The following is a 13,857-nucleotide window of genomic DNA, read 5'->3' as shown; positions in this document are numbered from 1 at the left end:
TTTATTGGACAAACAAGCAAAGAAGCACGGGATAAAAGTGCAGGCGTTATTTGAAAAAGGTATCAGCCAATGTTTTAAGCCAGCCTTCATTTGCCGTCTGCTTTGCGGCTGAAATCTGTTTTTTTTCTAACATGTCGATCACGGCTTCTTGATAATCTTTGTCGTCATGCTGAATATGGTTAATCAGCCAAATTTGAAGTTCGTTCATCAATTGCCGCGTAATTTCTTCGCCGTTTAAAGAGCGCTCTTTAAAAAAATCGATTCGCTTGATAAACGACTCATGAACTTTTTTATGGGGCTCCAACATCGCATATCCGGCTTCTTGCATCAAACTTTCTTCAAACGAAAAATGCGAAAGCGTGTAATCGACGAGGTAAGACAATACTTCTTTTGCCTTTTCCGAATCACGGTACACGAGTGCGTTATTTAATTCGTTAATGTAGTCGATAATACGTTTATGCTGGTTATCAATCACGGCGATTCCCACTGAAAATGCCGGCTCCCAGACCCAATACGCCATGCGAAAACTCCTTTAATCCGGTCTCGTAACGTAGTACTAAAATGGTTAAGTATACCACAAAAATAATTTAAACTCACAAACCTAATTTTTAACGATACCGGCTTTTTTCGTTTTCGAATACAATTGGTTATAATACGGAAAAGTTATACGTATTGGATATAAAATGGTTGAATCTTTCATCGAAAAACTACGCAGCGATACTTTCTTAAGTCTAGAGACGACACCGATGCACGAGCCGACGTTCGAACCGATTATCGAAAAAATAGCTTCTTTGAAATTGGATCAAAAAGTAGACGGCTTTAGCACGACCGACAATCCCTTAGCGCGTTTAAAGTACAATGCTTTAATGGGTGCCCTCAAACTCCAGCATCGTTTTCACAAACCCGTCATTGCAACGATGAGTATGCGTGATCGCAACAAATTGGCGTTGCAATCTGATTTATTGGGAGCCAATGAACACGATTTGCGAACGATTTTATGCCTTACGGGCGATCCGGCCGGCGCAAGCGACCAGCCGCAGCTGAAGGGTGTTTTTGAGGGAAACAGTACGCTTTTAATGGAGATTATCCAATGCTTTAACGCAAGCATCGACTACTCCGGAAAACCGTTTAAGACGCCACCTAAGCCGATCTATCCGTTCGCCGTATGCAATGCGCATGCCAATACGCCTAAGCATCTCGCAAAAAAAATGGCGACAAAAATTAGCCACGGAGCGATCGGAATTATCACGCAACCCGTTTACAGCGAAGAAAATGCGCGTATGCTTTTGGAACTTTTTGACGAAGCAAAAACACTCTCCGGAAAGAAAGAGTCTCCGTGCGAATTGATTTTAGGCTTTTTCCCAATCGTGCATCTTCGAACGGCCCAATTTTTAAGTGCTCACGTACCGGGCGTTCATGTTCCCGATATATGGACGGAAAAGCTTTTACATGCAAAAAAAATCGGTGAAAACGAAGAAAAAAAAGTAGGGTTTGAACTTTCGCTTCAAACGTTTCAAACGTTGCGACGCGTGCATCCGAAAACACACATCATGAGTGCCAACCATTTTGAACTGATTGCAGATATTTTAAATGCGTAAGAAAGAGACTACAAGCCTCAAAACGGTTTGTAGTCTCTTTTAATTAGAAATCGCGTTTGAGCAGAGCTTCGACTTTAAGAATCGTCAAAATATTTTCATCGCGCATACCGATACCGTAAACAAGCCCTTTCTCGGCATGAATCGTTTCCGGCGGCGGTCCGATACGACTGCTTTTAATACGAATCGCCTCAGTCAGACGATCGATCACGAAACCGGCGGTATTGTCTTTACCTTTCATCACGATGTAACGCGTCTCTTCGGTCACTTTAGAAGGATCCATCTTAAACTTGCTACGAAGATCGATCAACGGGATCACGCTTCCTCTGAGGTTAAAGACACCCAAGATATACGTCGGGACACTCGGAACACGCGTATATTCAATCGGTTTGATGATCTCTTGAATGCTCAAAATGGGCACGGCGTACTCTTCTTGCCCGATAATAAATCCTACCAATTGGACAACGTCATCCTCTTTTTTTTGAGGCTCTTCAATCTGTTTTTGTTGCTTTTGAAGAATTTGATTGAGTTTATCGTTCATCTTCTTGCCTCACTTATAGTTTAATATTTTTTCGTACGACACTCTCAAGATATTCCGGAGAGTACGGCTTGGTGATATATTCACTCATACCCGATTCCACGCCTCTGAGTCGATCGGATTTTGAGGTACGCGACGTCACCGCAATAAGCGGTAGGTTTTTGTATTTGGAATACTTACGGATCTCGCTCGCCAAGGTATAGCCGTCCATACGCGGCATTTCGATATCGATTAAAACCGCATCGATACTGTATTCTGCCGATTTGAGCATATTTAAAGCCTCTTGACCGTTGCTGGCTTCGATCACCGTTAAGCCGATAGGTTCCATCGATTTTTTCATAATATTGCGATCCATCGCACTGTCGTCTACGGCAAGTACGACGTAATCACTCGGTACACTTTTCGTTTTAACCGTCGTTTCCGCCGTTGCACGAATATCGACCGTAATGCCTTTGGCAAGATTCATTAACGCCGCTACATCCACAATCAGCGTAACGCGTCCGTCGCCTCGAATCGTCGCACCCGCAATACCCTCAATGCCTTGGAGGTAATCGCCCAAAGATTTAATAACAATCTCTTCTTGTCCGACCAAAGTATCGACGACGACGCCGAGTTTGGATTCGGCAAGTCCGATAACGACGACGTAGGTGTGTTCTCCGCCCTCATAAACTTGTTTCACTCCGAAAATATCGGAGAGTCTAACAAGAGAGAGCACCTCGTCGCGAAGGCGTAAAACATTTTTGCCTTCAATCGTATAAATCTCGTCCAAAGGAATGCGAACGGTTTCTAAAACCGATGCCAACGGAATCGCGTAATACTCTTCTTGCGCACCGACCAATAGGGCTTGAATAATCGCCAACGTCAACGGAATTTTAAGTTTGATAACCGTACCGCGCCCTAACTCGCTGTCAACGTCGATAATGCCGTTTAATTTTTCGATATTCGTTTTGACAACGTCCATACCTACACCGCGACCTGAAACGTTGGTTACCACTTTTGCCGTCGATAGAGAAGGTCTAAAAATCAATGAAAACGCCTCTTTATCGCTCATAGCGTCGGCTTCACGCTCGCTGATCATTCCTTTTTCAATCGCTTTGGAACGTAAAAGATCGGCATCCAAACCTTTACCGTCGTCGGTAATTTCGATGACGATATGGTTACCCTCGTTGTACGCTTTAAGCTGAATGAGACCCATTTCGGGTTTGCCTTTAGCACGTCTAGACGCAGCGTCTTCAATGCCGTGGTCGCACGAGTTACGAATAATATGCACCAAAGGATCGCCGATCTCTTCTACGATCGATTTATCAAGCTCCGTCTCTTCACCCGAAATTTCAAGCTCGATTTGTTTACCGAGCTCGCGAGAAAGGTCGCGAACCATTCGCGGGAACTTGTTGAAAACTTTTGCGATAGGAAGCATTCTTGTTTTCATAACCGCAATTTGAAGGTCGGTCGTTACGAGTGAAATCGACGATACGACTTGGTTGAGTTCTTCCAAGAATTTCTCGCCCTCGTAACGTTCTTCGACGTCGTCGTAGATTTTTAACAATCTATTTTTGCCCAAAACAAGCTCGCCGATAAGGTTCATCAGATGGTCGAGTCGTTTTACCTCGACGCGTATCGTCTGCTCCATCGTACTTGCGGACTCTTTTTTAGCCGGAGCGTTAGTGCTCTCGCCGCCGCTTCGTTTTGCCGTCGATTTTTCCGCCGGAGCTTCTTCACTCTCGTCGTGATCGCCAAGTCCCGCAAACGAAGGTGCCGCAGAAGGAGTCGGTGCGACCGGAGTCGGTGCGGCGCTTTCTTTCGCATGGCCTTCTTTACGCTTACGATCTTCTTCTTTACGCATTTTCAATAAACGTTCGATCTCTTCTTCAACCTCTTGATCGCTAAGTTTAGAATAGTCCGCATTGTCGTCTACCGCTACCGGTGCCGTTGCTTCTTCTGCGGATTGCGTTGAAACTTCGACAACCTCTTCACCGTTTGAAATGATGTCCAAGCGACGGCAAATATCGGTAATATCTAATCCGATAGACGTGTCGTCTCCGTTATCGCGAATGGAATGTAACAATGTCTTCATCAAATCGATCGACTCCAAAACGACGTCCATAACTTCCGGCGTCAATTTCAAGTCTCCATGGCGTGCTTTGTTTAAAACATCTTCCATATGATGCGTTAATTGCGTCAAAATGTTAAAGTTAAGAAACGATGAAGAGCCTTTAATCGTATGGGCAACCCTAAAGATGCTATTGAGGAGTTCCAGATCGTCGGGATTGGACTCAAGCTCCACTAAGTTTTGATCGAGTTGTTCAATAAGTTCGAACGCTTCAACCAAAAAATCTTCTAAAATTTCTTGAATATCTTCCATCGTTCTACCCCTATTGTGCAGTTTTTACATGCGATTTTATTACTTTAGAAACTTCTTTGTAAAAAATCGACGCATCAAATTTCGTTAAATAAGCCTCTCCGCCCGCCTCTTTGCCTCTGATCTCGCTGAAGTGATCGCTAATGGAGGAGTTGAATACGATCGGAATATTTTTAAACCTCGTATCTTCTTTGACGTTTGCGGCAAAGTGGAATCCGTCCATTTGCGGCATTTCGACGTCGCTGATAATAATCTTAACTTCGTCGCCGATACGCTCATTGTAGGTCGTGTAAAGCTCATTGAGCCTTTGAATTCCCTCCAAACCGTCTTTGGCTTCCACGACGCGCATTCCCATTTTTTTCAACGCATCGCTTACGAGTTTTCGCGCCGTCATACTGTCATCCAAGATGAGTGCCGTTCCTTCGACTTTGACGATTTGATGGTCGTCGATGTCCATTTTGGGCTGGTAAATTCCCAACGCCTGTACGACGCTTTCCAAGTCCAAAATCAACAGTACGTCGTCGTTTTCGATGCGCGTTACGCCCGTAATTTGGCTTTTATCCAAAGAACCCATGCCAGCAACGAACGATGCGGGTTCGATGTCTTTCCAGCTAATGCGACGAATTCGTTTTGCTTCGTGAACGACAAAACCGATCAAAATATCGCTAAACTCGGTAATGATTATACGCGGTTTAATCGATCCGTCGTCAGGCTCTTTAATATTCATCCACTTCGCAAGGTTAACGACGGGTATGACGATACCGCGAAGATCGAAGATGCCTTCGATGTACTCGGGAACTCCGGGGAGTTCGGTTAGATTGGGGATTTTGATGATTTCACGAACCTTGGCGACGTTGACGCCGTAGATTCCCTCATACACACCCTTCTCTTCCTTTTTGAAAATACGAAAATCCACCAGTTCCATTTCATTGGAACCTACTTTTAAAATACTCTCTTTAGCCATTGCTGCCCCTTATTTACTTGGACATGACCTCAATTGCATGGATGCAAAGTGTGTCTCTGGAGAGGATTGTACACTAAAATAGCTTTGATTGCACGCAAAAGAAGAAAAATTGACATAATGAACGCTAGATACCGTAAAATCGACGTTTTGATGGTAGTGCCCTTCGGCAATGACCTCGGTTTTTGGGTAAAAAGAGAGTTTACGTTGTATTTGCGTTGCAAAGTCTTCGATTTTCTTGCAGAGATTTTTTTTACGTTGATCGTTTTGAATCTTTTTGGAGATCGCATGCGAGAAGAGTCGATCCAAAACGTTCAAAACACTTAAAAGCTTTGGATGACGAATCGCTTTCGTATAACAACGGTTCAGCAAAGTTCCGTATTTGTCGCCGTGCAACAGCAAGCATGCTCTGCCGTCGGGAAGCCGACATGCTAACGGTTGGCGTTCAATGGGAACGACCGTGACATGGGAAAAGACTTTGGCTAGATTAAAATCGTGATTGCCTTCAAAATAATAGACTTCGCATCGCGCGGCAATCGTGTCGATCAGGTCGATATAAGGGCGGTATTGCTCAACGCCGTAGTCCACGTTCCCGACCAAAAGATCGAACATATCGCCCATCAAAAAGAGTTGCGGGGGAGGATTGTGCTTGACATGTAAAAGAAAATCGAAGAAGAAAGAGCGCTCGCTTGAATCATGCGCGTCGGCAATGAAAAGCGCTCCTTCTTGAATGTACAGATTAAGGGACATACGCGATCATAGGAATACCGGCGGTTTCGTCCAAACCGCACATCAAGTTGGCATTGACCACCGCTTGGGATGAAGCACCGCGTAAAAGGTTATCGATAGCAGACGAAACGAAAAGGGATTTGCCTTTTTGCGTCACGAAAATATCGCAAAAATTGGTTCCCGCCGTCGCTTTAATCTCTACAGGTGTTTCGCGCACGCGTACGAACGTCGCATCGGCGTAATACGCCCTCAAAACCGCCTTCGCATCAATCGTCTCGTCGGTTTGCAAATAAGAACTTACCAACATTCCGCGCGTCAGGGGAAGCAAATGCGGAATGAAGTTGACTTCAAATGCATGCGTGCTTATCTGGCGCAATTTTTCCGCAATTTCGGGTTCGTGGCGATGCTTTAGCGGATTGTAGGCAAACATATTTTCGTTAATAGCAACAAAATGCGCCGTAGGCGTTAACTTTTTACCTGCACCCGACACACCGCTTTTCGCATCGATAAAAATCGGTGCTTCTTTGTTCAGATACGGCAAAAACGGCAAAATTCCCAAAATCGACGCCGTAGGATAACACCCCGGATTGGCGATCAAACGAGCGTTTTGGATGCGCGCTTTGTGAATTTCGGGCAATCCGTAGACCGCTTCGCTTAAATGCTCTTTATCCTCGTGTTCGCAATAGTGTTTTTCGTAGGCTTCCAACTCCAAGCGATAATCCGCCGAAAGATCGACAACCTTGACATGTAAGTCTAAAAGCTCTTTCGCAAACCCCATCGCGGCTTTGTGAGGAAGTGCTAAAAATGCCAGCGTCGCATGTTTTGCCACCTCTTTGGCATCGGCTTTTTGCACGTCTTGTTCAAAAACGCAAGCGAGCGAGGGATGAAGCTCGCTTGCACTCACGCCTCCTTCGCTCGTTGCGATATAACGAATCGTGAAATGAGGATGGTTGATCAAGATTTTGATCAATTCCAATCCCGTATATCCGCTAGCCCCTATAATAGCTACATCGATTTTAGGCATGCTTATCCTTCAAAGTCGATCTCGCGATAAGCGATTTCTAGGATTTCGTACTCTTGCGAGCCGTTCGGTAATTTAATCGTTACTTCTTCGCCTTCGCTACGTCCCATGAGCTGTTTGGCAAGCGGAGAGTGAAACGAAATCAACCCGCGATCGGGATTGCTTTCGGTACTACCTACGATGGTATAGCTTACCTCTTCGCCGCTGTCCGTATTTTCCAACATCACGCTCGAACCGAATCGTACTTTATCGTGTTCGTACGAGCTAGGATCGATCACGTGGGCACGTGCCAAAAGATCGCTTAGTTCGCCGATGCGCGTATCGATAAACGCTAAACGATCTTTGGCTGCGTGGTATTCGGCATTCTCTTTAAGATCCCCGTGACTGCGCGCAATATCCAATTCTATGACCGTCTCGGGACGTTGTTTTTTTCGTAAATCTTGTAATTCGTTTGATAATTTTTGATAACCGAACTCGGTCATCGGCTCTTTATTTTCCATTGAGTTCTCCTTCAAAAAGCACCTATTATAGCTTCATTATACTTATCATTGCCTCTTTGCTTCCGTGTTCCAAAAGCGTTCGAAGTTTCGTGGCACGTTCGAAAAAAACCTCTTGATCGGTTTGCTCGTAAACGTGAAGCAAGTTGTCCGCATAGACTTCTTCTTGAAGCAACTCTACATGTAAAGGCTCCTCTTGTTCAAAATCAAACAAAATATTCGCCAATCCGACATGTTTAAGCTTAACAAATTGCTTCGCAATCCAATAATCAAACGCTTTGGCTTTGTACGCCAACACGAAAGGCACCCCCACAAGAGCCGCTTCCAAGGTCGCCGTTCCCGAACAGACAAACGCAAACTCGCTTTGTAAAAATGCGTCGTACGTATTGCGTGAAATTTTAAACATACCCAAATCCCCGTATATATCGACGATTTCCCGATACGTAAAATGCGCCGGAATGACCAGAAGCTTCTCTTTATCCTCGATTTTTGCCGCAAGTTCTTTGTAGATAGGCAATAGAGCCCTTATCTCACTCTTGCGGCTTCCGGGCAGAAAGGCGATCGTTCCCGTTTTTTCATGGCGTATCTTGAAGTGCGGTATCTCGTCCAACAAGGGATTGCCCACATACGTCGATTTGGTATAACATAAATTCTCAAACGGGAAAATCGACGCCAAAATATCGCAATATTTCTCCAATTTCGCCGCGCGTTTGGGTCTCCAAGCCCATACTTTCGGCAAAATGTAGTAAATGATCTGGACGTTCGGATTGATCGTTTTAATCGCTTTTGCCAAAGGTAAATTAAAAGCCGGAGAGTCGATCAGCAAAACCTTATCCACAAAAAAACTCATACGCGCCATCACTTTAATCGCCCGTTTCGCCTCGCGAATTTTAGGAAGTGCATCCAAAAAACCCATAATCGAAAAAGCACCGGAAGACAAAAACGGCTTCCCGAAACGCTCGTCGAAAATACCGAAAATTTCGCAAGACTCCAAGCCTTCTAAAATAGGTTCGAGATGCAAATTTGCGGAGGGTTCCAATGCCGAGATTAAAAGTTTCAAACGCATACCTTCTTTTTTGTATAAGTCTATACAAAAATCTCTTAAAAATAGACGCGCTTTGGAGCTTTAAACGAAGTCTACTATAAGCCCGTTTCGTTATAATGTTTTAAAAAAGACAGGTCTTTTCATGAAACGTATTTTAATTACCAACGACGACGGATTTGAAAGTCCGGGCTTACATGCGCTTGCACGCGCGCTTCGTCCTTTAGGGCATGTCACGATCGTAGCTCCCACCACCGAAAAATCAGCATGCGGACACTCTTTAACCTTAACGCGTCCGCTTCGCTTTATCTCCATTAGCGACGATTTTTTTAAACTCGACGACGGCACGCCGACCGATTGCATTTACCTCTCGCTCAACGCACTTTTTGAAGGAGAGAGCAAACCCGATCTGATCGTTAGCGGCATCAACAAAGGCTCCAATTTGGGCGAAGACATCACCTACAGCGGTACGGCGAGCGCGGCGATGGAAGGTACACTTCACGGCGTTCCGTCCATCGCGATTTCGCAAGTTTACGAAGGTAGCCCCCAAAACATCGAATTGACGCACGGCTATGATTTGGCGGAGCGCGTCGTGTACGATCTTTCCAAAAAGATTTTGGAAAAAACCTTTCCTTTGAACGAACGTCGCTTTTTAAACGTCAACGTGCCGCCGTTGAAACCCGAAGAGTGCAAAGGCTATAAAATCACGCGCGCGGGATACCGTATGTACGGAAACGACGCGCATCTGCACCGCAATCCTAGAGGCGAAGAGTTCTACTGGCTAGGCGTTCACACGCTGGAGTGGAAAAAAGGAGCACTTAGCGACTGCGATTTGAGTGCTATCGAAGAGGGCTACGTCTCGATTACGCCGATTCAACTCGATATGACCGCGCACGATGAACTTGAAGCCTTAAAAGAGTGGATAAAATAATGGACGACCGTTACTCTCGTGTTAGACGCGTTTTTGGCGACGACTTTGAAAAACTCCAAAGCGCCAAAGTCCTTCTTTTAGGCATTGGCGGTGTCGGAAGTCCCTGTTTGGACGCACTTTATCGCACAGGTATAAGCGACATCACCATCGTTGATTTTGATACCTACGATGTGACCAATCAAAATAGACAGCTAGGCTCAGAAGCCGTGGGTGAAGTCAAAGTCTTGCATATGGCAAGCCTCTATAAAGGTGTTACGCCTATCGTGGCAAAAGTCACCCCTGAATGGGTCGAGAGTTTTGACTTTGAACCTTATGACATTGTCATTGACGCGATCGATGATATGGAAGCGAAAATCGCCGTAGCACACAAAGCCCACACTAAACTGCTAAGTTCCGCAGGTGGCGCTAAAAAGATCGACCCAACCAAAATTCACTATGCCCCTATTTGGGATACGTATGGCGATGCACTGGCGAAAAGTTTTCGTGAAGGACTTAAAAAGACAGGCTTTCAAGGCACATTCTTAACGGTATTTTCCGATGAAAAGCCGATTTGTAAAGAGATGGGAAGTTTGATGTGTGTCACCGCTTCGTTTGGTTTGACACTCGCTTCACTGGCGATTCGGAAGATTACGGGAAAGATGTAGGGTTTTTTATATATTAAGAAGAGAGGCTATTTTAATTTATCAATCTGATCTAGTAAATATTTTTCTTTTTTCTCTCTAGGCATAATATTTTCATAATAAATTGCATAAGAAAAAAACAAGATAATTATAAAAATTAAAATCCATGTTGCAATTTTGTACATATAAAGTACTTCTTTAGACGGTCCATTATCATATACAGCCAATACATCTTTAGATGTTACACGCACTCTTTCCAAACTATAACTAGATAAATAGATGCTACCAGATTCATTGTATATAAACAATTTAATTGAAACTTTTTCTTTTGGTTTTATTGAATCTATAGTTAGTAATAAGTCATCTTTCCTTTCTTCCAATTTAGTTAATGGACTATCAGATTCCATTAAAATTTTTGGCTTCACTTCAATGATATTGATTTTACCGTCTTTATCTCTTTCAGTTTTTGTTGTACTATAAATTTTAATAGGAATCCATGCTTCTATTTTTTCTTCTGCTTTATTTCCCCTATTTTCTATCAAAAATTCAAGAGATAGAGAGTTTTTTACTGAAATAGGACCTTGAAAGGAATATATTAGTGCATTGTCAGGAAAAATACGATTTATTAACCAAGGCATTACACTAGCAAGAAGTGGGATTAAAATACCAATGATTATTCCACTTAAAAATTTAATATTGCTATTTTGAGAAGTACTGTTCTCCAAAATTTTTCTCCTACTAGATATCCGTCATACTCACAAATTTATGATTTGATCTTAAATTTTATTTAATAGCTATTTTAACGTAATTTTTAAATCTTAGGACAACTAAATTTTTAATTTTTTCTCTATTTAATCTTTACATGTAAAGACAAAAACTCTATTTGAAATTTAACTACTCTTCCATTGCCATCATTAAAAACCCTGTAAATCCTGCATTGTCATGAGGACTTATCTTCTCACTGACTTCTGCTCTCATGCTCTCTAAGACTTTTTTATACTTCTCGTAAAATTCATAGCTCGGTTTAGACTTATAAGCCAAACCTTCTATCTCAAAAAATGTGATGATATTTTTAGTGGTTGTAGGCTTGATGAAAAACTCTTTGTCTCTGTAAAAATAATATGAAATCAACGTTACGATAGACCATTTTGCCAACCCATAAAAAGAAAGTACCTCTACCAAAGTTTCAAAGCCTTCTTTTTGATCGCCATAAAGCAGTTCGTACAGACCAATAGCGAACATATCTCTTCGCTCCATACGCATCGACTTAATCATGTCTCTTACTTTTGGTTTTTCAAAGAGTGAAATTAGGGTCGATTTTGAGACGATTTTGGCAAAATTTTCGCAGATAAGCTCAGGCTGAGAAAAGTTCTCTTTGGCGAACAATTCACCAACTTGCTCGCCAATTTTGGCGGTATTGTGTCGTTTGATGATAGGCAAAAGTCCAACATCTTCAAAACCTTGTGGGTAAAGTTCAAAAAAGTAGGCTTCTGCCTCTTTGAGCTTTTGCAGATTCATGGTTGTTACTCTCTTGCATAAAGAAGTAGTCAACGCTTTACATGTAAAGCGTTGACTTTGCTCATTTTACATCAACTATTTTACGTTTTACGTTCTAAATTGATTGAGCATCGTATTGAGCCCTTCGGTCATTTCGTTTAGATGTTCAGCCGCACTAGCTATCTCTTCAACACTGCGAGCATTGGCACTTGAGAGGCTATTGATATTTTCTATTTTATCCACAATCTTGTCAATATTATCACCTGTTGCAATATAATCTTCAATCATTTTTTCATTCATAGTCGTAGCTCGATTCATCACTCCAACGGTACCAGTTATTTTTGTTTCAACGGCATTGGCGTAAGTGGTTAGCTCTTGAATCGTTTTTGAGTTAATATTCATCTGCTCACTCGAATTAAAGATAGACTGAACAATAACGCTGATTTTTGCATTGATTTCTAAAAGGCTTTTTTGCGTGCGTTCAGCAAGCTTTCGGACTTCATCGGCCACAACAGCAAATCCTCGCCCATGCTCCCCTGCACGTGCCGCTTCAATAGCCGCATTGAGCGCAAGTAAGTTGGTCTGGTCGGCAATGTCATTAATCACTGTCAATATCTCCTTAACTTGCCCCGCATCTTGGCTGAGTCCATCCATGCGTTGTGCCATTTCCATTTCGATACTGGCCGCTTTTTCAACATTTTGAACCATCAGCATAATCTCTTTTTGAGCCTCGTACAATGAACGGTTGGCTAGCTGAATCTCCTCTTTTGCATCTTTTGATTCAGCGACAGATGCGTTAATCTCAGCCTTAATGCCTTGTGAGATTTTTGTCGTATCAACGATTAAAGAAGTTGAGCTCTCCACCCTTGCACCAACTTGAATCGTGGTTGCAGAAAGCTCATGTGCAACAGAGAAATTCTCGCTTGAAAGGCTTTTCGCGTCTTGAATAATCGTGCGAACTTTTTGAATAAAGGTATTGATCTCTCGACTAGCATCGGAAACTTCATCATTGTTATTCACAACAAGTTCACGCGTCAAATCACCATCTCCTGTTGCTAAGTTGTTTGCATGATTTTTCATGTCGACTAAAGAGCGCAGGGAACGGTTAATTAAAACATAAACGACCATCAATGAGAGCATTAAAGCAAAAATGCCAATCACAACAAATTTTAATACTAATGTACTCAGTGGCTCGTTCACTTCATCCAAATTGACTGTAGCCACCACAATCCAAGGGACTTCCTCTAAGCTCTCAAAATAGGCAACTTTATCTGTTGTATCTTCATAACGATACATTATATGCCCTTCTTTTTTCCCTTTGATTTGCTGAAAAATATCTTCTATTACCTTCTTCCCTACTCGCTCATTGTCAGGATGCGATAAGATGATACCCGTCTCTTTATTCATCACAAACAAATACCCTGTTGATAAAATTTTTACTTTTGACAATGCCTCATTGATAGCATTGGTATGAATCTCGCTTCCTACAACCCCAAATGGTTTGCCCTCTTTAAACACCGTTTTATTCACAGAGATATAATAAACATTCTTGCCTTCGTTATCCTTATACACATCAGGCCCAAGAACAACCGTATCTCGAGTAGAAATTGTTTTGCTATACCACGGTTCTGTTTTGTAATCCCAATCAGCAGGAGGAATCCAGCCTGCAGTATCAAAATAATGAGCATCCTTAAAAACACTAAAAACACCATAGATATTCATAGCGTTCTTTGCTTGTTCCATATACGTAAGATGTGTTTCTTTGTCATAAGAAACTGTTTCTAAAACAGGGGCGAGTAACTCCATAACGCGTTTTTTTTCTGCAATAAATTTATCAATGTGCTGGGCATTAAGTGTAGTGATATTGGCGAGTTGATTGTCAACTTTTCCCATTAGGTTTTCTTTTGCTGTAGCGTACCCCATGTAGGATAAGACTACGACTATAACGGTTACAATGATCGAGACTACTAACAAAATCATTTGTTTGATTTTCATACCCACTCCCCCTTAATATTTTTTTAAAAAAAATTATAGCGTATCAGGAATACAAAATTATAACTCCCGTTA

The 13,857-nt window shown here is 42.6% G+C and carries 14 protein-coding genes; 3 read left to right on the top strand and 11 right to left on the bottom strand.

Going from position 1 to position 13,857, the window contains the following annotated elements; translation table 11 throughout:
- Positions 1–46: 46 nt before the first annotated feature.
- Positions 47–520, bottom strand: coding sequence for a bacteriohemerythrin (locus OA34_RS00975; RefSeq protein WP_039671965.1), 474 nt, complete (start codon positions 518–520; stop codon positions 47–49).
- 163 nt (positions 521–683) lie between these two features.
- Here OA34_RS00975 and OA34_RS00970 point away from each other — a divergent pair, with 163 nt between their 5' ends.
- Complete coding sequence (locus OA34_RS00970; protein WP_039671964.1) at positions 684–1,598, top strand: methylenetetrahydrofolate reductase; 915 nt, start codon at positions 684–686, stop codon at positions 1,596–1,598.
- Positions 1,599–1,641: 43 nt separating this feature from the next.
- Here OA34_RS00970 and OA34_RS00965 read toward each other — a convergent pair whose 3' ends face one another.
- From OA34_RS00965 to lpxB, 7 genes are read right to left on the bottom strand one after another with little or no spacing between them, the layout of a single operon-like run.
- Complete coding sequence (locus OA34_RS00965) at positions 1,642–2,136, bottom strand: chemotaxis protein CheW (protein ID WP_039671963.1); 495 nt, start codon at positions 2,134–2,136, stop codon at positions 1,642–1,644.
- 13 nt (positions 2,137–2,149) lie between these two features.
- Positions 2,150–4,495, bottom strand: a complete 2,346-nt coding sequence (locus OA34_RS00960) for a hybrid sensor histidine kinase/response regulator (protein ID WP_039671962.1) — start codon at positions 4,493–4,495, stop codon at positions 2,150–2,152.
- A gap of 10 nt (positions 4,496–4,505) precedes the next feature.
- Entirely contained in the window at positions 4,506–5,456 is a 951-nt protein-coding gene (locus OA34_RS00955) for a chemotaxis protein (protein WP_039671961.1), read from the bottom strand.
- A 9-nt stretch (positions 5,457–5,465) separates the two neighbouring features.
- Complete coding sequence (locus OA34_RS00950) at positions 5,466–6,203, bottom strand: UDP-2,3-diacylglucosamine diphosphatase (RefSeq protein WP_039671960.1); 738 nt, start codon at positions 6,201–6,203, stop codon at positions 5,466–5,468.
- Positions 6,193–7,206: an N-acetyl-gamma-glutamyl-phosphate reductase gene (gene argC / locus OA34_RS00945; RefSeq protein ID WP_286682780.1), complete on the bottom strand. Its 1,014-nt coding sequence runs from the start codon at positions 7,204–7,206 to the stop codon at positions 6,193–6,195. The genes OA34_RS00950 and argC overlap by 11 nt, the downstream gene beginning before the upstream one ends.
- Before the next feature lie 2 nt (positions 7,207–7,208).
- The gene (greA, locus tag OA34_RS00940; protein WP_039671959.1) at positions 7,209–7,703 is read right to left on the bottom strand and encodes a transcription elongation factor GreA; all 495 of its coding nucleotides are present in this window, start codon (positions 7,701–7,703) and stop codon (positions 7,209–7,211) included.
- Positions 7,704–7,728: 25 nt separating this feature from the next.
- On the bottom strand, positions 7,729–8,760 hold the full coding sequence (lpxB, locus tag OA34_RS00935; RefSeq protein ID WP_039672442.1) for a lipid-A-disaccharide synthase: 1,032 nt from the start codon (positions 8,758–8,760) through the stop codon (positions 7,729–7,731).
- A 127-nt stretch (positions 8,761–8,887) separates the two neighbouring features.
- Between lpxB and surE the strand changes: the two genes are divergently transcribed.
- A complete protein-coding gene (gene surE / locus OA34_RS00930) occupies positions 8,888–9,673 on the top strand; it encodes a 5'/3'-nucleotidase SurE (RefSeq protein ID WP_039671958.1) in 786 nt (261 codons plus the stop codon).
- Positions 9,673–10,317 carry a tRNA threonylcarbamoyladenosine dehydratase gene (locus tag OA34_RS00925; RefSeq protein WP_039671957.1) on the top strand — a complete coding sequence of 215 codons (645 nt, stop codon included), beginning with the start codon at positions 9,673–9,675 and terminating at the stop codon, positions 10,315–10,317. Before surE ends, OA34_RS00925 begins: the two co-directional genes overlap by 1 nt.
- A gap of 26 nt (positions 10,318–10,343) precedes the next feature.
- Here the strand turns inward: OA34_RS00925 and OA34_RS00920 are convergent, their stop codons facing one another.
- From OA34_RS00920 to OA34_RS00910, 3 genes are all read right to left on the bottom strand, one after another.
- On the bottom strand, positions 10,344–11,018 hold the full coding sequence (locus OA34_RS00920; RefSeq protein ID WP_039671956.1) for a hypothetical protein: 675 nt from the start codon (positions 11,016–11,018) through the stop codon (positions 10,344–10,346).
- Positions 11,019–11,187: 169 nt separating this feature from the next.
- Positions 11,188–11,811 (bottom strand): hypothetical protein, encoded by a 624-nt coding sequence (locus OA34_RS00915; protein ID WP_039671955.1) that lies wholly within the window; start codon positions 11,809–11,811, stop codon positions 11,188–11,190.
- Positions 11,812–11,898: 87 nt separating this feature from the next.
- Complete coding sequence (locus OA34_RS00910; protein WP_286682779.1) at positions 11,899–13,785, bottom strand: methyl-accepting chemotaxis protein; 1,887 nt, start codon at positions 13,783–13,785, stop codon at positions 11,899–11,901.
- Positions 13,786–13,857 lie beyond the last annotated feature (72 nt).

This window comes from Sulfurospirillum sp. MES (assembly GCF_000789415.1).
Classification (GTDB): Bacteria; Campylobacterota; Campylobacteria; order Campylobacterales; family Sulfurospirillaceae; genus Sulfurospirillum; species Sulfurospirillum cavolei.
This window is presented reverse-complemented; position numbering and strand designations above follow the sequence as displayed.

What these genes read in the sequence shown, in the direction of transcription:
- OA34_RS00975 (WP_039671965.1), bottom strand. Translation starts at nt 520, where the DNA reads ATGGCGTATTGGGTCTGGGAGCCGGCATTTTCAGTGGGAATCGCCGTG.
- OA34_RS00970 (WP_039671964.1), top strand. Translation starts at nt 684, where the DNA reads ATGGTTGAATCTTTCATCGAAAAACTACGCAGCGATACTTTCTTAAGT.
- OA34_RS00965 (WP_039671963.1), bottom strand. Translation starts at nt 2,136, where the DNA reads ATGAACGATAAACTCAATCAAATTCTTCAAAAGCAACAAAAACAGATT.
- OA34_RS00960 (WP_039671962.1), bottom strand. Translation starts at nt 4,495, where the DNA reads ATGGAAGATATTCAAGAAATTTTAGAAGATTTTTTGGTTGAAGCGTTC.
- OA34_RS00955 (WP_039671961.1), bottom strand. Translation starts at nt 5,456, where the DNA reads ATGGCTAAAGAGAGTATTTTAAAAGTAGGTTCCAATGAAATGGAACTG.
- OA34_RS00950 (WP_039671960.1), bottom strand. Translation starts at nt 6,203, where the DNA reads ATGTCCCTTAATCTGTACATTCAAGAAGGAGCGCTTTTCATTGCCGAC.
- argC (WP_286682780.1), bottom strand. Translation starts at nt 7,206, where the DNA reads ATGCCTAAAATCGATGTAGCTATTATAGGGGCTAGCGGATATACGGGA.
- greA (WP_039671959.1), bottom strand. Translation starts at nt 7,703, where the DNA reads ATGGAAAATAAAGAGCCGATGACCGAGTTCGGTTATCAAAAATTATCA.
- surE (WP_039671958.1), top strand. Translation starts at nt 8,888, where the DNA reads ATGAAACGTATTTTAATTACCAACGACGACGGATTTGAAAGTCCGGGC.
- OA34_RS00925 (WP_039671957.1), top strand. Translation starts at nt 9,673, where the DNA reads ATGGACGACCGTTACTCTCGTGTTAGACGCGTTTTTGGCGACGACTTT.
- OA34_RS00915 (WP_039671955.1), bottom strand. Translation starts at nt 11,811, where the DNA reads ATGAATCTGCAAAAGCTCAAAGAGGCAGAAGCCTACTTTTTTGAACTT.
- OA34_RS00910 (WP_286682779.1), bottom strand. Translation starts at nt 13,785, where the DNA reads ATGAAAATCAAACAAATGATTTTGTTAGTAGTCTCGATCATTGTAACC.